Raw genomic sequence first — 23,668 nt, 5'->3', positions numbered from 1 at the left:
GCCGAGGCTGCCGTTTTTCATTTACGTCATCGCGTAGTGCAGCGCGATGCCCGCGAACAACATCCCGCCGAGCCAGTTGTTGTGCTTGAACGCCGCGAAGCACGCCATGCGCTCACGGTTGCGGATCAGGCCGTAGTGATAGACGGCACAGACCGCCGCCGCCAGCCAGCCGAGCCAGTAGAGCCAGCCGAAGCCAAGTGTCACGCCGATGCCGACATAGATGGCCAGCGTAGCCGCGTAGCACAGCATGACGGCGGCCACGTCGAAGCGGCCGAAGGTGAGCGCTGAAGTGCGGATGCCGATCTTGATGTCGTCGTCGCGATCGACCATCGCGTATTCGGTGTCGTAGGCCACCGACCAGAACACGTTGGCGGCGAGCATGATCCACGCGAGCATCGGCACGTGATTCTGCACGGCGGCGAAGGCCATCGGAATGCCGAAGCCGAACGCAATGCCGAGATACGCCTGCGGAATCGCGAAGAACCGCTTGGTGAACGGATAGCTGCCCGCGACGAACAACGCGAACACGGACAGTTCCTTGGTGAGCGTGTTGAGCGGCAGGATCAGCAGGAACGCGACGAGCGCGAGTGCCGCCGCCAGCGCCACCGCCTCCCACGCCTTGACCTTGCCCGACGTGAGCGGACGCTCGGCAGTGCGCTTCACGTGGCGGTCGAAGTCGCGGTCGGCGTAGTCGTTGATCGCGCAGCCCGCAGAGCGCATCAGGATCGTGCCGACGATGAAGATGACGAGGAGCATCGGCTGCGGCCGGCCATCGGACGCGATCCACAGCGCGTTGAGCGTCGGCCACAGCAGCAGCAGGCTGCCGATGGGCTTGTCGAGGCGCACGAGGCGCATGAAGAGCGGAAGTCGGGCGAACATGGCGGAGGTCGAAGCAGGAAAACGCGATCCGGCTATTTTAGAGCAGCGCGTGCAAGGGCCTCGATCGGGATTGGGGCGGCCACAGCGTCTGACCGATCCCTTCTCACATCGAGGCCAACTCGGTTGGCTCGCCATCCGCGCTTCCATGTGCACTTCCCGCCCTACGTCTGCTTCGTGGATTAATCAGGTCGATCGGTGGTTTGCCAAGCTCAGCGGGACATACATCCACCGTGGTACTCATCGCTTTACCCGGCAACTGGAGCAGACGATTCGCCAATGCATCCAGTTCAACCACACGGATCCGAAACTTTTCGACTGGACCAAATCGGTCGACGACATGCTCGCTAGCGTCAAGGAATTTTGTTTAGAAACGTCCCACTAGTAATACAAGGGTATACCCTCATTTAGCTTGGACCAACTCCATACTTTCTAATTAATCGCGTACTGATATACGGAGCGCCAGAAGCGCCCGATTCAACAGCACTACGGCACGCGCGACCATTCATCTTGAATCAAGCCGCGTAACGGATAGGTCTATGTATGAAAGTAAACGACTCGTTATGGCGATGCCTGAAACTATGGCAGATAACCTATGGCTTCTTTGAGTTGGCTCTTGCTGCTCCTCGGAGTCTGGCGCGTGATGCTCAGATAGAGGTTGAGCCTCTCATCGGGTTGAAGTCCCGGGCCGTGCGAGGGCAAGAACGCCCCGATCACGTCGATATAATCGGCCAGCCACGTCTTGACCAGACTGGCGAGATGAACTGTCGGGTTGTCAAGGGCCAGAAATACCATTTTGCTTTGGGCGCCTTTGATTTCTCGATTCAGAAGTCGATCAGGTCATCCGCGTCCATTGCACCTTCGAACACTTTGCAGCAAACCTGGTCGTGATTTGCCATGGTCGACAGCCCTCCGCGCTTGCTTATCACTCATCACTCGGGTGCCCCGCCAATCCGCACATAGGAACGACCGCGCACACCTTTGGAACGTAACCCGGCTTCGTTGCCCCACTGGCACTTCGCTCCTTCAGCCTTGGCGCGGCAAGCAATCTTCGGACACGTGTCGTTCAGCCATGTATCGCGCTCGCTGATCACCGAGTCGGGAGATCCAACGACCTGATGTTTTTTTACCGTTCTCCGCAGCTACGACGTCATTTTCGCGGTTCGTTCAGTCATAAAACACATTTCGCCCGCCGCCCTAGCGATAAGGAGGTGCTGTAAGGTCGTCGAATACAAATGTTCTTGTTCGAAATATCTCATATATCGCAAAGGTGCAAGCATGAAGATTTTTAGTAATTTTGGCAAAACCAAAATGAAAGGGTCGAAAATGAAGAAGCAGATCATTTCGCTATCTTTCGTATTGATGTTGCCGTCTTTGGCAAAGGCAGAGGCGATCATAATAAAAAAAATTGAGTTCGCTCAGACGCATGTGCTACCTGCAAGCGGTCTCAGCTGGAATCTTCCGAATGCCTCGGGCTCATTTAATTTAACCAGCGGGCGCGAAGCGCTGGTTCTTGTTACGCTTGCACAGAGTAATGTTCAACAAGCGCAGATCGAAGTACGGAAAAATGATAAGTTACTGGGATCTATGACTCTGATCCCTCCATCAAGCTTACCGGGTACCGAGTCAAAAGGCCGTCGATATGGAACAGATATCTGGAGCGCCAGAATTCCTCCTGAATGGATGACATCAGGTGCATCATTTTCGGTCTCAGCCCCCAACTACACGGCAAGCGCAAGTCAAACCCCGATTTTTGCAAGCACCGATGCCCAGCTATTTTTGCGTATATTGCCATTTTATTTATATGGCGCAGATGATTCCAACTCATCACCGCTCGATAAAACAAAAAAACCTGATTTAATGACAACGAATGAGATTTATTCTGAGCTTCCCGTTTCAAGATTGATAGCAGAAAATCATCCAATCGGAAAAATTTCATTATCGAGTATAGTTGTTGGTCCACGCGCCGATGAGTCAGGCATTCCGCAGAGCGCGTATGTTGCAGATTCCTTCGAAAAACAAAAAGACTCGTATGCGATAATGGATTCAGTCCTAAGCTATGCAAAAGATATCCGAACAGCAAATGGTGATGATGCAACAAATAATCAATACTATTCTCCTATCATTGCCATTAATCCGATAACAAAAACACCCGTCGAAATTGGTGGTGGATTGGCTACCGACGGAGCGAGCGTTGGAGATGAAAACTTTTCTGGAGTTTTCATTCATGAGTTGGTTCATGGGTTCGGTATATCACATGCGGGAAGTGATTATGCAGCCGGCAAATATCCCTATATGGATGGGAGTCTCACCGGTTCTGTTTGGGGGTATGATCGAACGAGAAAGCAGTTTCTTGATATACGCATACCGGAAACCGCAGTCGATCGACCCACATGTAGAAGCACTCACCAAACAGATTCGGAAGGATTTTGTATCAAGCAAGATCCGATGCAAGGCGGTGATGGAGACCAATCGTCCGGGTATAAATTCACAATGCTTTCGGATTACACTGCCGGAGAAGTACAGAAGTGGTTCAAAAATAAAATCATCATCGACCAGGGCTCGCGAACAGGTTATAGCAAATGGGATACAAATACTGAAACGCGTTTGCCCTATTCTCCAGAAACAGATAATAATGGCTTGTATGGAATAAATAACAACCTTCCAATTCGAACTAATGTCCCTGTTTACTCAATAAGTATTACGTTCAGCCTTCCCGGTACGCCGAACGTTTCGCAAATCTATCCGCCGCTGCGATATACGGGGAACTTGATTCGTACTTTTGATCCGACTAATGCTAGCGATCTCGCTGCTGTAACACCTGATATCGGTGAATATCCTTGGTACTGTATAGCGTCAGGATGTGACTACAGTGTTCGAGTAACCTACTCGGATAATTCGCAGATCATCCGATTACTGCAAGGAGGTTTTCGTCCATGGGTCAAACCGACGGACCCGCCAAGCGGCCCGTCGATCGATCCAACCAATACAAGCAGCTTTAAATTATGGACAGTCAACGTTCCGGGGGAAGTAGCCATTTCCAAGGTGGAACTCATCAGCACACCAATGGTCTGGAAGGGGCTGCCCAACAAGCCGATCGTGTTGCTGAGTCGTTGAGGGACGTTTGACTTAGCGAGCAAAACGGGGCGTTTCAGCGCATCATGTTTGTTGTCATAGGCGAGAATTGATTACTGGCGGCGTTCAAAAACCAGTCGACGAATCCTGAGCAATGCCGACAAAATCGATTCTCGCGCAATATGACTCGCTAGCCCGTATTCAGATTTACGAGCAATTCGAAGGCTGACGTAATGGAACCGTAGACGAGGTAGTTGCGGGCACGTTCGTCTTATCGAGTGGCGATGCGTTAAATTTGCTGAGCCGAGTCTACCCGGCAGCGCCTCCTGTGCGGTTCCTTGTTCGTTGGCTCGCGATTTTCGATCCAAGCTTGCTCCCAACGATCGGTCGCCTTCTCACGACTGCGCTTCACTTCATGCGCTGTGACCAGCTTACGGCGGGATTTGCACCCGCAGGATGCGCCACGCAGGGCGCACAAACAGAAACCCCGCCACGAGAGCGGGGTTTCGTCGCCTGGCGAACGGGAAACCGCGAAGCTTCAGGCGAGCATCGCGCGCAGCATCCACGCGGTCTTCTCATGCGTCTGCATGCGCTGCGTGAGCAGGTCGGCGGTCGGCTCGTCGTTGGCGGCTTCCGTTGCCGGGAAGATCTCGCGCGCCGTGCGCACCACGGCTTCCTGACCTTCCACCAGTTGACGGATCATGTCTTCCGCAGCCGGCACGCCGTCCGCTTCCGGAATCGACGACAGCTTCGCGAACTCCTTGTAGCTGCCCGGCGCATGCACGCCCAGCGCACGGATGCGTTCCGCGATCGAATCGACGGCCAGCGCGAGTTCCGTGTATTGCGTCTCGAACATCAGATGCAGCGTGTTGAACATCGGACCCGTGACGTTCCAGTGGAAGTTATGGGTCTTCAGGTACAGCGTGTAGGTGTCGGCCAGCAGACGGGACAGGCCGTCGGCAATCTTCTTGCGGTCCTTGTCGCTGATGCCGATGTTGACGGCAGGTGCAGTGCCTTTCTTCGCCATGATGACTCCGTGGGTGCGTGATTCGAACGGTGCGGACGCCGGGCATCGGCTTGCATCGGCCTGCATCGGCCTGAATATGCGGCGTCTCGAGCGCTCGACAGTTTATCTTAGAAATGGGGAGCGCTTCATGACGCATGACGCGCTTCCCATCTTCTCAGGCCGCGACGATCCCGCTTGCCACGACGACCCCATACGCCGCCGCGACCATCCCGAACGCCAGCGCGACACGCACGCCGCGCGAGGCGTTCACGCTGACGGCTTCGATGTGATCGACCGCCTGGGCGATATGGTTCAAGGCTTGAGACATGATGAGTTCTCCCGGTTTTTTTTCAGCGCCGCTGTCAGACAGCGGCTTCGTCCGTGACATCGACCGTCTGGCCGAGTTGCGCCAGCGCCGCGACGACCCCCTCCGCGTACGCCGGATCGATACGGCGAAAATGCTCGATCTGCCGCGCGACGATTTCGTTCGGCACGCCGTGAATGTGCCGCGCGATATTGCCGAAGAAGCGTTCGCGCTGCGCGTCATCGAAGAGCGCGAACAGCGCCGCCGGCTGGCTGTAGTAGTCGTCGTCCTGCCGATGGTCGTAGCGGTACACCGTACCGCCCGCGAGCGGCGGCTCGTTCGCCGCGGCATCCTGCGCGAATTCGCCGTAGCGGTTCGGCTCGTAGTTCACGCGGCCGCCGAGATTGCCGTCTGTGCGCATCGCGCCATCGCGATGAAACGACTGGCCCACCGGCGCGCGCGGCGCATTCACCGGCACCTGGTGATGGTTGATGCCGAGGCGATAACGCTGCGCATCGCCATAGGAGAACAGACGCCCCTGCAACAGCCGGTCGGGTGAGAAGCCGATGCCCGGCACCACATTGGCCGGCGTGAAGGCGGCCTGCTCCACGTCCGCGAAATAGTTCTGCGCGTTGCGGTTCAGCTCGAGCGTGCCGACATCGATCAGCGGATAGTCCTTGTGCGGCCAGACCTTGGTGATGTCGAACGGGTTCATGCGCGACTCGGCGGCCTGCTGTTCCGTCATCACCTGGATGCGGAAATTCCAGCGCGGCACATTGCCGCTTTCGATGTTCTGCACCAGATCACGTTGCGCGCTCTCGCGATCCTGCGCGATCACGGCCGCGGCTTGCGCGTCAGTGTAGTTCTCGATCGCCTGCTGCGACTTGAAGTGAAACTTGACGTAGAAGCGCTCGCCGTCCGCGTTGATGAACGAGAACGTGTGCGAACCGAAGCCATGCATCTGCCGATAGTTCTTCGGAATGCCGCGGTCGCTCATCAGGATCGTCACCTGATGCAGCGATTCCGGATGACGCGACCAGAAGTCCCACGCGGCCACGTTGCTGCGCATGTTGGTGTACGGGTCGCGCTTCTGCGTATGGATGAAGTCGGGGAATTTGAGCGGATCGCGGATGAAGAACACCGGCGTGTTGTTGCCGACCACGTCCCAGTTGCCTTCCTCGGTGTAGAACTTGATCGAGAAACCGCGCACGTCGCGTTCGGCATCCGCCGCGCCGCGTTCGCCGGCAACCGTCGAGAAGCGCATGAAGATCGGTGTTTCCTTGCCGACTTCCGAGAACACTTTCGCCTTCGTGTAGCGCGAGATGTCATGCGTCACGCGGAACGTGCCGAACGCGCCCGAACCCTTCGCGTGCACGCGACGCTCGGGAATCACTTCGCGGTCGAAGTGCGCGAGCTTCTCGACGAGCCAGAAATCCTGCAGCGTCACCGGACCGCGCGGGCCAGCGGTCTGCGCATTCTGGTTGTCGCCGACGGGCGCGCCTGCGGCGGTCGTGAGTCGTTGGGTCGTCATCGTGGTGGTCCTTGTTGTGGTTTGTATGGAATCGGCTGCTCGGGCTGTTCACTCAAACAGCGGTGCGGGCGAAGTCGGCGAGTACGCTGATTGCGACGCGACGCCAGGTCTCGAGGCGCGCGGTCGCCAAGAAGGTGCGGTTCATCGACTTCCTCCGGTTCGGACGTCCGCCGTTGTTGGGGACCGATGGAAGAAGCTTATCTAATGCTATCGATATTTATAATTTAATTAATTTTATCTATCTGATAGGCGAATGACGGACGGCCAAATGACAACGCGCCGCGTCCCTGACGGGAACGCGGCGCGTCGGTTGCAGCGGGCGCTCGCGGCCTAGTTAACAGCTACGGGCATGTCGAGCTTCCTCACGCCGGGCAGGTCGCACGCCGCGATGGCGTCGGAGATGGCATCGATGGCCGGCAAGCGCGTGAAGCTCTTGCGCCAGGCCAGCACCACGCGACGGTCAGGCACGGGTTCGTCGAACGCCACGTAACTGAGCAGGCCCGCGTCGATGCCCGGCGCATGCGGCTTGACCTCGCTCACCGACATACGCGGCAGCACCGTGATGCCCACGCCGCTCGCGACCATATGGCGGATGGTTTCGAGCGATGAACCCTCGAAGGTCTTCTGGATGCCGTCGGCGTTCTGCGAGAAGCGCATCAGCTCCGGACACACGCCGAGCACGTGATCGCGGAAACAGTGGCCGCTGCCCAGCAGCAGCATGGTTTCCTGCTTGAGATCGTCGGGATCGATCTTCGCGCGGTTTTCCCACGCGTGACCGGACGGCATGGCGACGACAAACGGCTCGTCGTACAGCGCGCGCACCATGAGCCCGGTTTCGGGGAACGGCAGCGCCATGATCGCGACATCGATCTCGCCTTGCTTCAGGAGCTCGATCAGCTTGAGCGTGTAGTTTTCCTGGAGCATCAGCGGCATTTGCGGCACCGCCTTGATCATCTGCTTGACCAGTGTCGGCAGCAGATACGGCCCGATGGTGTAGATCACGCCCAGGCGCAGCGGCCCGACCAGCGGATCCTTGCCCTGCTTGGCAATTTCCTTGATGGCGAGCGTCTGTTCGAGCACGCGCTGCGCCTGCGTCACGATCTGCTCGCCGATGGGCGTCACGCTGACTTCGCTCGTGCCGCGCTCGAAGATCTGCACGTTCAGTTCGTCTTCGAGTTTCTTGATTGCCACCGACAGCGTCGGCTGGCTGACGAAGCACGCCTCCGCCGCGCGGCCAAAATGCCGTTCGCGCGCGACCGCGACGATGTACTTCAGTTCAGTGAGCGTCATTGGGGGCCAATGGAAGACATTGATTCAATAGGTTTGAGTTATACACCTGCCGGCGGCGATTCGACAACCTTTCGCGCCTCGCCCTGCCGACACGGCTAAATAGGGACCGACGTGGCGCCGGCGAGTTCACGTTCATGTCTGCAAAATCACGCCTTCAGATACTGTTCGCGCACGCCGAGCCAGCGGGCGAGATGGCGCGTGACGGCATCGGGGAACGTGGCGAGCATGGCGTCGGCGGCCTGGCGGGCGGGTTCGATCAGCCAGCCGTCGTTCTCCAGGCTCGCGAAGCGCAGCATCGCCTCGCCCGATTGCCGCGCGCCCAGGAACTCGCCGGGCCCGCGAATTTCGAGATCGCGCCGCGCGATCTCGAAGCCGTCGGTGGTTTCGCGCATCGTCGCGAGGCGCGCGCGGGCGGTCTGCGACAGCGGATTGGCGTACATCAGCACGCACACGGACGCGGTGCTGCCCCGGCCGACGCGCCCGCGCAGTTGATGCAACTGCGCAAGCCCGAAGCGCTCGGCATGCTCGATCACCATCAGCGAGGCATTCGGCACGTCGACGCCCACTTCGATCACCGTCGTCGCGACCAGCAACTGCACTTCATTGCGGGCGAACGCGTCCATGACCGCGGCTTTCTCGGCGGGCGCGAGCCGGCCATGCACGAGTCCCACGCGCAATTCCGGCAGCGCGGCCACCAGCGTCTCGAAGGTTTCGACGGCGGTCTGAAGCTGCAGCGTCTCGCTTTCCTCGATCAGCGGGCAGACCCAGTACACCTGCCTGCCGGTCAATGCCGCCTCGTGCACGCGGCCGATGATCTCGTCGCGACGGCCATCGGAGACGATCTTGGTCAGGATCGGCGTACGGCCGGGCGGCAGTTCGTCGATGGTCGAGACGTCGAGGTCCGCGTAATAGGTCATGGCGAGCGTGCGCGGGATCGGCGTGGCGGACATCATCAGCTGATGCGGCTGGAAGTCGCGCGCGCCGTCCGCCGCGTTTTGCGCCTTGGCGCGCAACGCGAGCCGCTGCGCCACGCCGAAGCGATGCTGTTCGTCGACGATCACGAGCCCGAGCCGCGCGAATTCCACCGCGTCCTGGATGATCGCGTGCGTGCCGATCACCAGTTGCGCCGTGCCGAGCGCAGCCGCTTCGAGCGCCGCGCGCTTCTCCTTCGCCTTAAGACTGCCGGCGAGCCACGCGACCGACACGCCGAGCGGCTCCAGCCAGCCGCGCAGCTTGCGCGCGTGCTGCTCTGCGAGGATTTCGGTGGGCGCCATGAGCGCGGCCTGATAACCGGCGTCGATGGCCTGCGCCGCCGCGAGCGCCGCGACGATCGTCTTGCCGCTGCCGACATCGCCCTGCAGGAGACGCTGCATCGGGTGCGGCAAGGTCAGCTCCGCGGCGATTTCCGCGACCACGCGCTGCTGCGCGCCGGTCAGCGCGAACGGCAGCGCCTGCAATAAACGTGTGACGAGGGACGCTTCGTCGGCCGGCGCGCGGCGCGGCATCGCGGGCGCGGAGCGGCGCCGGCGTTCCTCGTGCGCGCGCTTGAGCGACAGCTGCTGCGCAAGCAGTTCCTCGAACTTGATGCGGGTCCAGGCGGGATGCGTGCCGTCGATCAGCGCGGTCTCGTCGGAATCCGCGCGCGGGTGATGCAGCGTCTTGACCGCGTCGAGCAGGCCGGGCACGTTCAGCGGCGCGAGATGCGCGCGCGCGATCGGCTCCGGCAGCAGTTCCGGCAGCGACACGCGCGCGATCGCGGAATCGATGGCCTTGCGCAAATAGCCTTGCGAGATGCCCGCCGTCGACGGATACACCGGTGTCAGCGCCTGCGGCAGCGGCGTGTCTTCGTCCACCGGGCGCACCGTGGGATGCACCATCTCCATGCCGAAGAAACCGCCGCGCACGTCGCCGCGCACCCGCAGGCGCACGCCGATGGCCATCTGCTTGACTTGCGAGCCGTAGAAGTTGAGGAAGCGCAGTGTGAGTTCGTCGCCGGCGTCGTCGTGAATCTTCACCAGCAACTGGCGACGCGGACGGTAGGCAATCTCGTTGTCGAACACGACGCCTTCGGTCTGCGCGTTGTCACCGGGAATCAGTTCGCCGACGGGCGTCAGCGAAGTTTCGTCCTCGTAGCGCATCGGCAGGTGCAGCACGAGGTCGATGTCGGACTTCAGGCCGAGCTTGGCAAGCTTGTCCGCGGTCTTGACGATGGCCTTCGGCTTCTCGTCGGCCTTGGTCTTCGCCTCCGCTTTCGCCCGCTTGCGCGCAGGCGCGACGGCGGGCGGCGCTTCGCCGTCCTCCACGGACAGCGGATCGGTCGAGGTGACGCGGCGGTCGGACAAGGGCATCTAATCTCTTCGCAAGTACAATATGAGGTTTGTTCGGCGCGCGTTTGCCGCGTTCGTGCCTTTCTTCACGCCCATGTTCACGCTTTCCGATTTCGATTTTAATCTGCCGCCCGAGCTGATCGCGCAGAGCGCGCTCACCGAGCGCAGTGCGAGCCGTCTGCTCGACGTTGACAACCACGCCGCGCCCGCCCGCTTCACCGACCGCCGTTTCGCCGAACTGCCGGCCCTGCTCGACGCCGGCGACCTGCTCGTCTTCAACGATACCAAAGTGCTCAAGGCGCGCTTCTTCGGCCAGAAGGCCAGCGGCGGTCGCGTCGAGGTGCTGGTCGAACGGCTGACGGGCGCGACCACGGCGCTGGCGCAGATCCGCGCCAGCAAGAGCCCGCCGGAAGGCAGCACGATCCGTCTGGCGGACGCGTTCGACGTCACCGTGGGCGAGCGTGTCGAGCCGTTCTACACGCTGCACTTCCCCGCCGACTGCCTGACGCTCATCGAGCAATACGGCCGTCTGCCGCTGCCGCCGTACATCGAGCACGATGCCGACGCCTACGACGAAACCCGCTACCAGACCGTCTATGCAGCCAATCCAGGCGCCGTGGCCGCGCCGACCGCGGGCTTGCACTTCGACGAGGCGCTGTTCGCCGAACTCGACGCGCGCGGCGTCGAGCGCGCGACGCTCACGCTGCACGTCGGCGCGGGCACGTTCCAGCCGGTGCGCGTGGAGAATATCGCCGAGCACACGATGCACAGCGAGTGGTACGACCTGCCGCAGACGCTCGTGGACCGGATCGCAGCCGTCAAGGCGCGCGGCAATCGCGTGATCGCGGTCGGCACGACCTCGATGCGCGCGCTGGAGGCCGCCGCCCGCGACGCCGCCGAGGCCGGCCGCCCGCTCGCGGCCACCCAGGCGGAAACCGACATCTTCATCACGCCGGGCTACGCGTTCCGCGTGGTCGACCGGCTCGTGACGAACTTCCACCTGCCGAAGTCGACGCTGATGATGCTGGTCTCGGCGTTCGCGGGCATGGACACGATCCGCGACGCGTATCGTCACGCGATCGAGCAGCGCTACCGCTTCTTCAGCTACGGCGACGCCATGCTGCTGACGCGGCAAAGCTGAATTCCTCAACCACACTTTGCGCCGGACTGTTCTCCGGTTGCAGCGGAGTTTCATCGATGACCGACGGTCACGTCACCCCGCCCGACAACGGGCTCAAGTTCGAATTGCTCACCACCGACGGCCAGGCGCGCCGCGGCCGTCTCACGCTGAATCACGGCGTGGTCGAAACGCCGATCTTCATGCCGGTCGGCACCTACGGCACGGTCAAGGCGATCCAGCCACGCGAGCTCGAAGAGATTCGCGCGCAGATCATCCTCGGCAATACGTTTCACCTCTGGCTGCGGCCAGGGCTGGAGGTCATCGGCGCGCATGGCGGCCTGCACCGATTCATGGGCTGGAATCGCCCGATCCTGACGGACTCGGGCGGCTTCCAGGTGTTCTCGCTCGGCGACCTGCGCAAGATCACCGAGGACGGCGTCACCTTCGCGTCGCCGATCAACGGAGACAAGCTGTTCCTGTCGCCCGAAGTGTCGATGCAGATCCAGAAGGTGCTGAACTCGGACATCGTCATGCAGTTCGACGAATGCACGCCCTACGCCACCCAGGGCGTGCCCACTTCACATCAGGACGCCGCCGATTCCATGCGCATGTCGATGCGCTGGGCGAAACGCTCGATCGACGAATTCAACCGGCTCGGCAATCCGAACGCGCTGTTCGGCATCGTGCAGGGCGGCATGTTCGAGGATCTGCGCGACGAGTCGCTTGCGGGACTGTCGGAGATCGGCTTCCATGGGCTCGCGATCGGCGGGCTGTCAGTGGGCGAGCCGAAGGAAGACATGATGCGCGTGCTGAATCATATCGGTCCGAAGCTGCCCGCCGAGAAGCCGCACTACCTGATGGGCGTCGGCACGCCGGAAGACCTGGTGGCGGGCGTGGCGGCCGGCGTTGACATGTTCGATTGCGTGATGCCCACCCGCAACGCGCGCAACGGCTGGCTGTTCACCCGCTTCGGCGATCTGAAGATCAAGAACGCGAGCCACAAGAACTCGATGAAACCGCTCGACGAAAGCTGCGCCTGCTACACATGCCGCAATTTCACGCGCGGCTATCTGCATCACCTGCATCGCGTGGGCGAGATTCTCGGCGCGCAGCTCAACACGATTCACAACCTGCACTACTACCTCGAATTGATGAGCGAAGTGCGCGAATCGATTGAAAATCACACGTTCGAGGCGTTCCGCAAGACTTTCGCGGAGAATCGGGCGCGCGGCGTGGACTGACACGGACCGGAAACCCACGCCCAAGCATTACAATCGCCTTTCTACTGCTTGCAGCGCGTGTCGCGGAGGCCACGGAATCAGCCTCTTCATAGCCTGATAACAGCTTGAAGACAAAGCGCATTCCTAAAGTCTCGCGACAAGTGCGGGTGGTAGAATAGCCGGCTAATTTCATTCGAGATTATCGAACGTATTCATCGAACGCTTTTTTTGCGTCATAACGGAGAGACCAACGTGTCGTTCATTTCCAATGCCTTTGCACAAGGCACCACCGCGAGCAGCGCGGAATCGAGCCTGATGAGCTTCCTGCCGCTCATCCTGATGTTCGCGGTGCTGTATTTCATCATGATCCGCCCGCAGATGAAGCGTCAGAAGGAGCATCGCAACATGCTCTCCGCCATGGCCAAGGGCGATGAAGTGGTGACGAACGGCGGCATCGTCGGCAAGATCACGAAGGTGACGGACGCCTATGTGGGCGTGGAAATCGCCGAAGGCACGGAAATCACCGTCCAGAAGGCATCTGTGACCACCATCCTCCCGAAGGGCACGATCAAGTCGCTGTAAGGCCACCTGTTCCGCCGCGTCCGGCGCGGCCTCGCCACCGGGCGTCGGATCTCCCGACGCCCCTCCGCGCACACTGCCGGACGCCCTCTCCCCCGAAGCCAACTTGACGGTCGGCCATCCCCATGAATCGTTATCCCCTCTGGAAGTATGTCGTGATGCTGATGGCGCTTGTCATCGGCCTCGTGTACACGCTCCCCAACTTCTTCGGCGAAGCACCGGCCGTGCAGATTTCGAGCGGCAAGGCAACGGTCAAGCTCGACTCGGCCACGCTCGCGAACGTCGAGAGCGCGCTCGCCGCGAACCACGTCACCGCCGATGAAGTCACCTTCGACAACTCCCAGCTAAACGCGAACATTCGCGTGCGCCTGAAGGACACCGACACGCAATTGCGCGTGAAGGACCTGTTGAGCCACGCGCTCAACAGCGACCCGAGCGATCCCCAGTACATCGTCGCGCTGAACCTGCAGAGCGCCTCGCCGCGCTGGCTGACGGCCCTGCACGCATTGCCGATGTATCTCGGTCTCGACCTGCGCGGCGGCGTCCACTTCCTGCTGCAAGTGGACATGGCCGGCGCGCTCAACAAGAAGCTCGATTCCGACGCCGCCGATGCGCGCACGTACCTGCGCGACCGCAACGTCCGCGACGGCGGTGTGAACCGTGTCGGGCAATCGGTGGTCGTGAACTTCTCGGACCAGAGCGCGGCGGACAACGCGCGCACCCTGCTCCAGACCGGCGTCAACGAACTGCAATGGAGCACGCGCCAGGGCGGCGACGGCTATCAGGTGGTCGGCACGTTTTCGGCGGCGACGCAGACCACCGTGGAAGACGGCGCGCTCAAGCAGAACATCACGACGCTGCATAACCGCGTCAACGAACTGGGCGTCGCCGAGCCGGTGATCCAGCAGCAGGGTTCCGACCGTATCGTGGTCGAGCTGCCGGGCGTGCAGGACACGGCGAAGGCGAAGGACATCATCGGCCGTACGGCGACGCTCGAAGCGCGTCTCGCCGACCCGGTCAACACCTACATCGGCCTGAACGATCCGGTGCCGCCCGGCGACGAAGCCTTCAAGCAAGGCGACCGCAACGTGCTGCTGCGCAAGCAGGTGATCTTCACCGGCGACCGCATCATCGACGCGTCGGCGGGCTTCGACGAACATCAGCGCCCGTCCGTGAACATCCGTCTGGATTCGGCCGGTGGCCGCGCGGTGTCGGCGGTGTCGCGCGACAACATCGGCAAGCCGATGGCCATGGTGTTGTTCGAGAAGGGCAAGGGCGAAGTGCTGACAGTCGCGACCATCCAGTCGGAACTGGGCGACCGCTTCCAGATCACCGGCCAGCCGACGCCGCAAGCCGCCGCCGACCTCGCGCTGCTGCTGCGCGCGGGCTCGCTCGCGGCGCCGATGGACATCATCGAGGAACGCACGGTTGGCCCGAGCCTCGGCGCGGACAACATCAAGAAGGGCTTCGACTCGGTGCAGTACGGTTTCGCCGCGATCGCCGTCTTCATGATCGCGTACTACCTGCTGTTCGGCCTGTTCTCGATGCTGTCGCTGTCGGTCAACCTGTTGCTGCTGGTCGCCATCCTGTCGCTGCTGCAGGCCACGCTGACCTTGCCGGGCATCGCGGCTATCGCGCTGGCGCTCGGTATGGCGATCGACGCGAACGTGCTGATCAACGAACGCATCCGCGAGGAACTGCGCAACGGCGCGCCGCCGCAGACCGCGATCCAGGAAGGCTTCAAGCACGCGTGGGCAACGATTCTCGACTCGAACGTCACCACGCTGATCGCCGGCCTCGCGCTGCTTGCGTTCGGTTCGGGTCCGGTGCGCGGCTTCGCGGTCGTGCACTGTATCGGCATTCTGACGTCGATGTTCTCGGCCGTGTTCTTCTCGCGCGGCCTCGTGAACCTGTGGTACGGCGGCAAGAAGAAGCTGAAGTCGCTGGCGATCGGTCAGGTGTGGCGTCCGGAAGGCGGCAACGCCGAAGCCGCCGCGGCGGCCTATCTGGCAGCGCAGCGCGGCGACGACTCGCCGGTGGATGAAATCGTGAAAACCGCGAAGGGCAAGACCAAAACCGCCGCGCCGCGCGCGCCGGCCCAGGCGCCCGTCCAGACGCAGGCACGCAGCGGCAAGCCGACGGTGCGCCGCCGTTCGGGCCCGGGCGTCGATCAACAGAAACCGGGCCAGTCCCGCTGAACCCGGAGAACTAGATCATGGAATTCTTCCGCATCCGCCGCGACATTCCGTTCATGGAGCGCGCGTTGATCTTCAACGTGATTTCGCTCGTGACCTTCCTCGCGGCCGTGTTTTTCCTCGTGCATCGCGGGCTGCATCTGTCGGTGGAGTTCACCGGCGGGACCGTCGTCGAGGTGCAGTATCCGCAGGCCGTGTCGCCCGAACCCGTGCGCGCGACCATGACCAAGCTCGGCTATGCCGACGCCCAGGTGCAGAACTTCGGCACCTCGCGCGACGTGCTGATCCGCCTGCCGATCAAGCAGGGCCTCACCTCGGCGCAGCAGAGCGACCAGGTGATGAGCGCGCTCAAGGCCGACAATCCGCAGGTGAGCCTGCAGCGCGTCGAGTTCGTCGGCCCGCAGGTCGGCAAGGAACTCGTGACCAACGGCCTGCTCGCGCTGGCGTGCGTGGTGATCGGCATCGTGGTCTACCTGTCCTTCCGTTTCGAGTGGAAGTACGCGGTGGCGGGCGTCATCGCCAACCTGCACGACGTGATCATCATCCTTGGCTTCTTCGCGTTCTTCCAATGGGAGTTCTCGCTCTCCGTGCTGGCGGCGATTCTCGCGGTGCTCGGCTATTCGGTGAACGAATCCGTGGTCATCTTCGACCGGATCCGCGAAACCTTCCGCAAGCAGCGCAAGATGACCGTCATGGAAGTGATCGATCACGCCATCACCAGCACCATGTCGCGCACCATCATCACCCACGGCTGTACGGAAATGATGGTGCTGTCGATGTTCTTCTTCGGCGGCCCGACGCTGCATTACTTCGCGCTGGCGCTGACCGTGGGTATCCTGTTCGGTATCTATTCGTCGGTGTTCGTCGCCGCGGCGCTTGCCATGTGGTTCGGCGTGAAGCGTGAAGACCTCGTGAAGGACAAGAAGGACAAGTTCGATCCGAACGACCCGAACGCGGGCGCTCAGGTCTGACGCTTCTGGAGTTCAGAAGGCGTAAAAAAGGCGGCCGGTCTTCACAGACCGGCCGCTTTGCTTTTGAGCGCTGAAACGCTTACTGCTTCACGCCTTCCGCCTGGATATGCAGCACCGTCTTCAGGCTGAAGCCATACGACTTGCCGTAGTCCATGCCGAAGTCGCCGCGATCGAACGTCGCCGTCGCTTCCACGCCGCACACTTCCTTCTTCATCATCGGGTTCACGAAGCACTTGAAGTGCTCGACCTTCAGGTTCAGCGGCTTGGTGACGCCGTGCATCGTCAGCGTGCCCATCACTTCGCTCGGCGCATCGCCGTCGAACTTCATCGACGTGCCCTTGTACTCCGCCGTCGGATACTTCGACGCGTCGAAGAACTCGGCCTTCTGCAGATGCTCGTTGAGCTTGTCGTTGCCGGTGTCGATCGACGCGATGTCGATCGTCACGTTCACCGTGCCGGTCTTCGCCGCGCGGTCCAGCGTGACTTCGCCGCTGCTCTTGTTGAACTTGCCGCGCCACGTCGACACGCCGCCGAAGTGGTCCGCCTCGAAGCTCGGATAGGTGTGGTTCGGGTCGAGCTTGTAGGTGTCGGCGGCGAGCGCGCCGAAGGACATGCCGAGCGTGCCGAGTGCGAGTGCGCCCGCAGCGATGATCGAAAGCTTTTTCAAGTTCTTCTCCTGACTAGATACAAAGCGTGTGCAAAAAGGTTGACGCGCCGCTTACTTCTTCGCGGCGACGATATGAAACTTGATGACGACGTCGTCCGCCACGACCGACGTATCCTTCCACTCACCCGTGCCGACATCGAACTGGGTGCGCTTGATCGGCAACGCACCGTCGAAGGTTTCGGTCGCGCCCTGCTGCGTGACCGTGACCGGGATGGTGACCGTCTGCGACTTGCCCTTGATCGTGATCTTGCCGGTCACGTTGTACTTGTTGCCGCCGGCCGGCGCAATCGCGCTCGACACGAAGGTCGCGGTCGGATACTTGCCGGCGTCGAACCATTCGGCGCCACGCACCTGCTTGTTGTAGTCGTCGTCACCGAGGTCGTAGCTGCCGGTGTCGATCGTGATGTTCGCCGTGCCCGCCGTCGGCTTCGCCGGATCGAACGCGATCTGCGCGCTGAACTTGTTGAACTTGCCGTCGGTGGGTACGTTCATCTGCTTTGACGTCGCCACCACCGAGCTCTTGCCCAGGTCGACCTGCGCATGCGCCGCCGCGACCAGCGCGAACGCGGCGCCCGTTGCCATCATCCAGCGATTCAGTTTCACTTTCATGTGTGTCCTGTTCAGACGGTACGAACCTGAACCCTCCGTGCGAACGGCGGTTCCGGAACAAAACCGGTATTGGAAATCAAAAGAACGCGATAACAATCAGCCGCCGGGAAACGCCCTGCCAACGGCGAGGAAACAATGCGCGCTCAGCGCAGGAACGGCAGCATGCGAGCGAGCAGTCCGTCACGATCGACGAAATGATGCTTCAGCGCGGCCAGCACGTGCGTGACGACGAAGAACAGCAACGTGTAGTTCAGCGCGATATGCACGAGCCGCAGCGTGGCTTTCAGCGCCTTGTCCGGACCGATGATGGTCGGCAGCGGCAGCACGCCGAGATACACCACTTGCAGGCCCGCCGCCGAGCTGTACAGATAGCCGGAAGCCGGGATCACGAGCATCAGCACATAGAGCGCGAGGTGGCCGAGATGCGCGGCGCCCTGCTGCCAGCGCGGCATGCCGCCGGGCAGCGGCGGCGCCGGATGCGTCGCGCGCCACAGCAGGCGCAGCACGGCGAGCGCGAACACCGTCACGCCGATCCACTTGTGCCACGAGAAATACTTGAGCTTGGTCGGCGTGAATCCGGGAATGTCCGTCATGATCCAGCCAAGGTAGAAGCCGCCCACGATCAGCAACGCAATGATCCAGTGCAGGCCGATCGCCGTGGCGCTGTAACGCGGTTGCGACGCGGCGGTCGCGACATGTGCGGTACTTTCCATAGTGCTTTCATCCAGAGAGTGCTGTGTGTAACGGTGCAGGTGTAGCGGGTGATGCGGCCCGCCTTCATGCGAAGGCATCCAACGACGGAACACAAGGCCGCCATGCTACCGCAACGTAGCTTAACCGCCAGCGCCGGCCAAAAGTCCGTGCAGGATAGCCGAAAGTCATATTCGACGCGGGTTTGCGGCCGGTGGAAGGCCGCTCTGACGAGTCTCGCTCCACCCGTGCAACGAACTATTCCATGCATGCAACGGTCGATGTCCGCGCGACCTTGCGGCATCAACCGCCGCGCATTCCGGGCTCGATGTCGCCTCGAAGACTTAACGAATGAACGGGCCATTTCATTCCCCGTTGTGAAGAAGCGTACTGCTTCATCCGCCATCGAGGCGCCATTTGATACCATGCGGATTGCGTTTGCGCTGGCCCACTGCTTGCTATGCTCCACCGGAGCCGGTCCCCGCGGTCCCCGCAGCGCCCGCCAACAATGCTCGACACGGCTCGGGCTTCGACCATGAACGCCAATCAACCGGACGACCTGATCGCGTGTCACGAATGCGACGCGCTCTCCCGAAAATGTGACCTGCCCCAGCATGCGTCGGCGAAGTGTCCGCGCTGTGGCTCGCTGCTTTATCGCAGCATTTCGTCGAACCTCGACAAGATCTGCGCAATGACGCTCGCGGCGCTGGTCACGTTCCTGATCGCGCAGGGCTTTCCCATCGTCGAACTGGAGACCAACGGGCTTACGTCGGAGACCACGCTGATCGGCGCGATCGTCGCGCTGTGGAGCGAGCAGATGGAGATCATGGCGGTGCTGGTCTTCTGCTCCACCGTCCTGTTCCCGCTGTGCGAATTGCTCGCGCTGCTTTATGTGCTGCTGCCGCTGCGCTCGGGTTATATCCCGCCGGGCTTCAACACGGTGCTGCGCGGCATTCAGTTCGTGCGGCCGTGGGGCATGATCGAAGTGTTCATGCTCGGCGTGCTGGTCACGCTCGTGAAGATGGTGAGCATCGCGCGCGTGATTCCCGAAGCCGCGCTGTTCGCTTTCGGCGCGCTGACGCTGATGTTCGCCGTCGTGGTGAGCTTCGATCCGCGCGCGCTGTGGGACATCGCGAGCCGGCTCGAACCGCGTCCGGCCAGGCGTCGGCGTCAAGCCAGGCCGGTGCCCACCAAGAGGCAAAAATCATGAGCGACGCCATCGAGCAAGCGGCCGAGCAACCCGATCAGCCCGAGCAACCCGATCCGCCCGCGCTGCACTACACCACGGCATCGCGCGCGCAGGTCGTGGCGTGCCACGCCTGCGGACTCGTGCAGCCGCTCGCGCACACCATCGAGAAACAGCGCTGCACCCGTTGCGACGCCGTCGTGCACCGGCGTCATCCGGACAGCATCGCGCGCACGTGGGCGCTGCTCATCAGCGCCGCGATCCTCTATATCCCGGCGAACCTGTTCCCGATCATGCACACGTCGTCGATTCTCGGCTCGCAGGACGACACCATCATGAGCGGCGTCGCGCTCTTCTGGAACGACGGCGACTATCCGCTGGCGGCGGTGATTTTCATCGCCAGCATTCTCGTGCCGATGCTCAAGCTCGCGACCCTCAGCTTTCTCGTCATCAGCGTGCAGCGCCGCTCCACCTGGCGGCCACGGCAGCGCACGACCCTGTTCCGCATCGTCGAAGGCATCGGACGCTGGTCGATGCTCGATGTCTTCGTCATCACCCTCACCATCGCGCTGGTGCGCTTCAAGTCGCTCGCCGTCATCACGCCGGGACCGGGCGCGCTTGCGTTCGCGTCGGTCGTCGTGCTGACGATGATCGCGTCCATGCAATTCGACCCGCGCCTCATGTGGGACAACATCGAACCGTCAGGAAAGAAACATGACTAGTGCCCAAGGTCCGAACGACCCGAAGCAGCCCGCGCCGCCCGCCGACACCGGCGCCGGCGCAGGTGGCAACGCAGGTGGCAATAAAGGTGGCGGCCTGCCGCCGAATCTTCCGGAACCCGTGATCGAACCGCGCAGCCGCTGGCTGCCCTCGCTCGTGTGGGTGATTCCGCTCGTCGCGGCATTGATCGGCGTGATCCTGGTCGTGAAGACGGTGTCGAGCCGCGGGCCCACGGTCACCATCAGCTTCGCCAGCGCCGAAGGCCTCGAAACCGGCAAGACCAAGGTGAAGTTCAAGGACGTGGATATCGGCACAGTCAAGAGCATCACGTTGTCGAAAGATCATTCGCGCGTGCTCGTCGACGTGCAGCTCACCAAGGAAGCCACCGATTTCGCCGTGAAGGACACGCGCTTCTGGATCGTGCGCCCGCGCGTGGCCGCGAGCGGCGTGACGGGCTTGTCCACTTTGCTGTCCGGCGCGTTCATCGGCGTCGATGCGGGCAAGTCGACCGAAGACCAGAGCTATTTCGTCGGGCTGGAAACGCCGCCCGCCGTCACCGGCGACCAGAAGGGCCACACCTTCACGCTTCACGGCGAATCGCTTGGCTCGCTCGACATCGGTTCTCCGGTCTATTACCGGCGCGTACAGGTGGGTCAGGTCGCCGCGTTCTCGCTCGACAAGGACGGCACCGGCGTCACCCTGCAGGTATTCGTCAACGCGCCGTACGACCAGTATGTCGGCACGAATTCACGCTGGTGGCATGCGAGCGGCGTGGACCTGCGCCTCGACTCCAGCGGCTTCACGCTCAACACGCAGTCGCTCGCGACGGTCGTGCTCGGCGGCATTGCCTTCCAGACGCCGACCAACCAGCAGTCCGGGCCGCAGGCGCAGAACAACGCCACCTTCCGCCTCGCCTCCGACCAGTCCGACGCCATGCGCGATCCGGACGGGCAGGCCGTGCACGTCGTGATGAACTTCAACCAGTCGCTGCGCGGTCTGGCGGTGGGCGCGCCGGTCGATTTCCGCGGCATCGTGCTGGGCCAGGTCACGGGCATCGGCGTGCAATACGACCAGAAAACGCATGCGTTCATGATGCCGGTCACCATCGACCTGTATCCGGACCGGCTCGGCAAGCGCGCCAAGCAGGCGCTGCCGGAACAGGGATCGTCGGCGAGCCAGGACATGCTGCAACTGCTGGTGAAACGCGGCTTGCGCGGCCAGTTGCGCACCGGCAACCTGCTGACGAGCCAGCTGTACGTCGCGCTCGATTTCTTCCCGAAGGCAGCACCGGCGCAAGTGTCCGCCAACAACGATCCGATCGAACTGCCGACCGTGCCGAACACGCTCGACGAACTGCAACTGCAGATTGCCGACATCGCGCGCAAGATCGACAAGATTCCGTTCGACCAGATCGGCAACAATCTGAACGGCTCGCTGAAGAACGCCAACGCGCTGTTCGACAAGCTCGACAAGGAAGTCCTGCCGGACATGCAGGGCACGCTCAACGAGGCGAAGAAGACCTTCAGCGCCGCGCAGGCCACGCTGCAATCCGATTCGCCGATTCAATCGGACACGCGCCAGGCCATGCAGGAACTCACGCGCACGCTTCAATCGCTCAATGCGCTCGCGGATTATCTGGAACGCCATCCGGAATCGCTGTTGCGCGGTAAATCGGGAGACAAACCATGAAGTTCGGCCCGTTGATGTTGACCCTGGCCGCGGCCGGCATGCTCGCCGCCTGCGCCTCGCCGACGAGCCGTTTCTATACGCTCGCCGGCGGCGAGGCGCGGCCCGTGCCTTCGTCGCCTGCTGCGTTCTATTTCGAACTCGCGCCGGTCGACATGCCGCAACAGGTCACGCGCAACCAGCTGGTCGTGCAGACGAGCCCGGCGCAGGTCCAGGTGCTCGAGCAGGACCGCTGGTCCTCGCTGCCGTCCGATGAAGTGCGCCGCGCGCTGTCCGCCGATCTCACCCAGCAACTCGGCGCCATCGACGTCTACAACACGCCGCATCCGGAATCGGTGCCGGTGTATCGCGTGAAGGTCAACGTGCAGCGTTTCGAGTCGTGGCCCGGCGAGCGCGCGGTGCTCGACGCCGTCTGGAGCGTGCGCGCCGCGGGGTCGTCGACGGTGCTGACGTGCCGGACCGTCGCGCAGGAGCCCGTGGGATCCGGTTACGACGCGCTGGTGGACGGGCATCGCAAGGCCGTCGACGAACTGGCTTCGGCCATCTCGGCCGGGATGCGCAGCGTCGCTTCGTTGCCGGTGGACGCTTCCGCTGCGACAGCTGCGTCAGCTTCTTCAGGCACGCCCGCGAAAGGCAAGGCGGCTGTCACCGCCAGGCCCGCCAAGGCGCCGCTGTTGCCGTGTCCTTCGTCGGGCGCGCCGGCCACGGCCAGCGCGTCGTGAGCCGCGGCGCGTCGTGTTGTCCGCAGACGACACGCGCGCCGAATCTGGCATAAGGCGTGGGGTCGCCCGGTTAAGATCATCGACGCCCGAAACACCCCGCCACCCGAAGACAAGATGATGAAACTAATCGGTTCGCACACCAGCCCGTTCGTCCGCAAGGTACGAATCGTCATGGCAGAGAAAAAGATCGATTGCGAACTGGTTCTCGAAGATGTCTGGGCCGCCGGCACGAAAATCCACGACTTCAATCCGCTCGGCAAAGTGCCCTGCCTTCTCCTCGACGACGGCGACGCCGTGTTCGATTCGCGCGTGATCTGCGAATTCGTCGACACGCTGACGCCCGTCGGCAAATTGCTGCCGCAGGAGCGGCGCGAGCGCACCGAAGTGCGTTGCTGGGAAGCCCTCGCCGACGGCATGCTCGACGCCACCGTGCTGATCCGACTCGAAGGCGTGCTGCGCGAGGAAGAACATCGCAGTGAAACTTGGGTCGCGCGTCAGCGGCACAAGGTGGACGACGGACTGCGCGCAATGTCGCGCGGCCTCGGTTCGAAGCAGTGGTGTTCGGCGAATCGCTTCACGCTGGCGGATATCGCGTGCGGCTGCGCGCTCGGCTATCTCGACCTGCGCTTGCCCGACTTGAACTGGCGCGACGCTCATCCGAGTCTCGACAAGTACTACGCGCGTTTGTCGCAACGGCAATCGTTCATCGACACCGTGCCGGTGTGAGCGGTTCGGATGAGACCGCGCCCTCGCGCACGTGCGGACGCGTTTCAATTTAAATCTACTACTAGATAGACGTAAGCTTCTGTCGGCCGGCATGTCAGACATCAGTTCGACATCCCGGTATGCCGAATGAGCGCAAATCGCGCGTGAAGCACACCAGGCACTTTCGAA

Annotated in this window: 22 protein-coding genes; 13 read left to right on the top strand and 9 right to left on the bottom strand. The window is 62.0% G+C overall.

The window, feature by feature from the left end:
• Positions 1–21 precede the first annotated feature (21 nt).
• Positions 22–879, bottom strand: a complete 858-nt coding sequence (gene ubiA / locus QCE88_RS03395; protein ID WP_309899171.1) for a 4-hydroxybenzoate octaprenyltransferase — start codon at positions 877–879, stop codon at positions 22–24.
• Here ubiA and QCE88_RS03390 point away from each other — a divergent pair.
• The 3 genes from QCE88_RS03390 (at position 878) to QCE88_RS03380 (ending at position 3,993) form a co-directional block, all read left to right on the top strand.
• Entirely contained in the window at positions 878–1,261 is a 384-nt protein-coding gene (locus tag QCE88_RS03390) for a hypothetical protein (RefSeq protein WP_309899170.1), read from the top strand. The genes ubiA and QCE88_RS03390 overlap by 2 nt on opposite strands.
• A 158-nt stretch (positions 1,262–1,419) precedes the next feature.
• Complete coding sequence (locus QCE88_RS03385) at positions 1,420–1,767, top strand: hypothetical protein (protein ID WP_309899168.1); 348 nt, start codon at positions 1,420–1,422, stop codon at positions 1,765–1,767.
• A gap of 387 nt (positions 1,768–2,154) precedes the next feature.
• Positions 2,155–3,993 (top strand): M66 family metalloprotease, encoded by a 1,839-nt coding sequence (locus tag QCE88_RS03380; RefSeq protein ID WP_309899166.1) that lies wholly within the window; start codon positions 2,155–2,157, stop codon positions 3,991–3,993.
• A 496-nt stretch (positions 3,994–4,489) separates the two neighbouring features.
• Here QCE88_RS03380 and QCE88_RS03375 read toward each other — a convergent pair whose 3' ends face one another.
• The 5 genes from QCE88_RS03375 to recG all read right to left on the bottom strand — a co-directional run bounded on the left by QCE88_RS03375 (position 4,490) and on the right by recG (position 10,430).
• The gene (locus tag QCE88_RS03375; protein WP_061161468.1) at positions 4,490–4,978 is read right to left on the bottom strand and encodes a Dps family protein; all 489 of its coding nucleotides are present in this window, start codon (positions 4,976–4,978) and stop codon (positions 4,490–4,492) included.
• Positions 4,979–5,132: 154 nt separating this feature from the next.
• Positions 5,133–5,285 carry a hypothetical protein gene (locus tag QCE88_RS03370; RefSeq protein ID WP_309899162.1) on the bottom strand — a complete coding sequence of 51 codons (153 nt, stop codon included), beginning with the start codon at positions 5,283–5,285 and terminating at the stop codon, positions 5,133–5,135.
• A gap of 34 nt (positions 5,286–5,319) precedes the next feature.
• The gene (locus QCE88_RS03365) at positions 5,320–6,792 is read right to left on the bottom strand and encodes a catalase (RefSeq protein WP_309899161.1); all 1,473 of its coding nucleotides are present in this window, start codon (positions 6,790–6,792) and stop codon (positions 5,320–5,322) included.
• Between the two features lie 330 nt (positions 6,793–7,122).
• Positions 7,123–8,082: a hydrogen peroxide-inducible genes activator gene (locus QCE88_RS03360; RefSeq protein ID WP_309899158.1), complete on the bottom strand. Its 960-nt coding sequence runs from the start codon at positions 8,080–8,082 to the stop codon at positions 7,123–7,125.
• 146 nt (positions 8,083–8,228) lie between these two features.
• The gene (gene recG / locus QCE88_RS03355) at positions 8,229–10,430 is read right to left on the bottom strand and encodes an ATP-dependent DNA helicase RecG (protein ID WP_309899156.1); all 2,202 of its coding nucleotides are present in this window, start codon (positions 10,428–10,430) and stop codon (positions 8,229–8,231) included.
• Between the two features lie 73 nt (positions 10,431–10,503).
• Between recG and queA the strand changes: the two genes are divergently transcribed.
• The 5 genes from queA to secF all read left to right on the top strand — a co-directional run bounded on the left by queA (position 10,504) and on the right by secF (position 16,494).
• A complete protein-coding gene (queA, locus tag QCE88_RS03350; RefSeq protein ID WP_309903365.1) occupies positions 10,504–11,550 on the top strand; it encodes a tRNA preQ1(34) S-adenosylmethionine ribosyltransferase-isomerase QueA in 1,047 nt (348 codons plus the stop codon).
• Positions 11,551–11,606: 56 nt separating this feature from the next.
• Complete coding sequence (gene tgt, locus QCE88_RS03345; protein ID WP_309899154.1) at positions 11,607–12,770, top strand: tRNA guanosine(34) transglycosylase Tgt; 1,164 nt, start codon at positions 11,607–11,609, stop codon at positions 12,768–12,770.
• A gap of 231 nt (positions 12,771–13,001) precedes the next feature.
• Entirely contained in the window at positions 13,002–13,331 is a 330-nt protein-coding gene (gene yajC / locus QCE88_RS03340) for a preprotein translocase subunit YajC (protein ID WP_309830497.1), read from the top strand.
• Positions 13,332–13,453: 122 nt separating this feature from the next.
• Positions 13,454–15,526: a protein translocase subunit SecD gene (gene secD, locus QCE88_RS03335; protein WP_309899151.1), complete on the top strand. Its 2,073-nt coding sequence runs from the start codon at positions 13,454–13,456 to the stop codon at positions 15,524–15,526.
• A gap of 17 nt (positions 15,527–15,543) precedes the next feature.
• Positions 15,544–16,494: a protein translocase subunit SecF gene (gene secF / locus QCE88_RS03330; RefSeq protein ID WP_309830494.1), complete on the top strand. Its 951-nt coding sequence runs from the start codon at positions 15,544–15,546 to the stop codon at positions 16,492–16,494.
• Positions 16,495–16,573: 79 nt separating this feature from the next.
• Here the strand turns inward: secF and QCE88_RS03325 are convergent, their stop codons facing one another.
• The 3 genes from QCE88_RS03325 to QCE88_RS03315 all read right to left on the bottom strand — a co-directional run bounded on the left by QCE88_RS03325 (position 16,574) and on the right by QCE88_RS03315 (position 18,483).
• Positions 16,574–17,161 carry a YceI family protein gene (locus QCE88_RS03325; RefSeq protein WP_309899149.1) on the bottom strand — a complete coding sequence of 196 codons (588 nt, stop codon included), beginning with the start codon at positions 17,159–17,161 and terminating at the stop codon, positions 16,574–16,576.
• 51 nt (positions 17,162–17,212) lie between these two features.
• Complete coding sequence (locus tag QCE88_RS03320; RefSeq protein WP_309899147.1) at positions 17,213–17,770, bottom strand: YceI family protein; 558 nt, start codon at positions 17,768–17,770, stop codon at positions 17,213–17,215.
• 143 nt (positions 17,771–17,913) lie between these two features.
• Positions 17,914–18,483: a cytochrome b gene (locus QCE88_RS03315; RefSeq protein ID WP_309899145.1), complete on the bottom strand. Its 570-nt coding sequence runs from the start codon at positions 18,481–18,483 to the stop codon at positions 17,914–17,916.
• A gap of 512 nt (positions 18,484–18,995) precedes the next feature.
• Between QCE88_RS03315 and QCE88_RS03310 the strand changes: the two genes are divergently transcribed.
• From QCE88_RS03310 to QCE88_RS03290, 5 genes are all read left to right on the top strand, one after another.
• Entirely contained in the window at positions 18,996–19,670 is a 675-nt protein-coding gene (locus QCE88_RS03310) for a paraquat-inducible protein A (protein WP_309899143.1), read from the top strand.
• Positions 19,671–19,732: 62 nt separating this feature from the next.
• Positions 19,733–20,368 (top strand): paraquat-inducible protein A, encoded by a 636-nt coding sequence (locus tag QCE88_RS03305; RefSeq protein WP_309811372.1) that lies wholly within the window; start codon positions 19,733–19,735, stop codon positions 20,366–20,368.
• On the top strand, positions 20,361–22,055 hold the full coding sequence (locus QCE88_RS03300) for an MlaD family protein (protein WP_309899141.1): 1,695 nt from the start codon (positions 20,361–20,363) through the stop codon (positions 22,053–22,055). The genes QCE88_RS03305 and QCE88_RS03300 overlap by 8 nt, the downstream gene beginning before the upstream one ends.
• Positions 22,052–22,774 (top strand): PqiC family protein, encoded by a 723-nt coding sequence (locus QCE88_RS03295; protein ID WP_309899139.1) that lies wholly within the window; start codon positions 22,052–22,054, stop codon positions 22,772–22,774. Before QCE88_RS03300 ends, QCE88_RS03295 begins: the two co-directional genes overlap by 4 nt.
• Positions 22,775–22,888: 114 nt before the next feature.
• Entirely contained in the window at positions 22,889–23,500 is a 612-nt protein-coding gene (locus QCE88_RS03290; RefSeq protein WP_309899137.1) for a glutathione S-transferase C-terminal domain-containing protein, read from the top strand.
• The last annotated feature ends 168 nt before the right edge of the window (positions 23,501–23,668 follow it).

The organism is Caballeronia sp. LZ035 (genome assembly GCF_031451175.1).
Taxonomy (GTDB): Bacteria; Pseudomonadota; Gammaproteobacteria; order Burkholderiales; family Burkholderiaceae; genus Caballeronia.
Note: the sequence above shows the minus strand (reverse complement) of the source record. Positions and strands in the feature narration are given on the sequence as shown.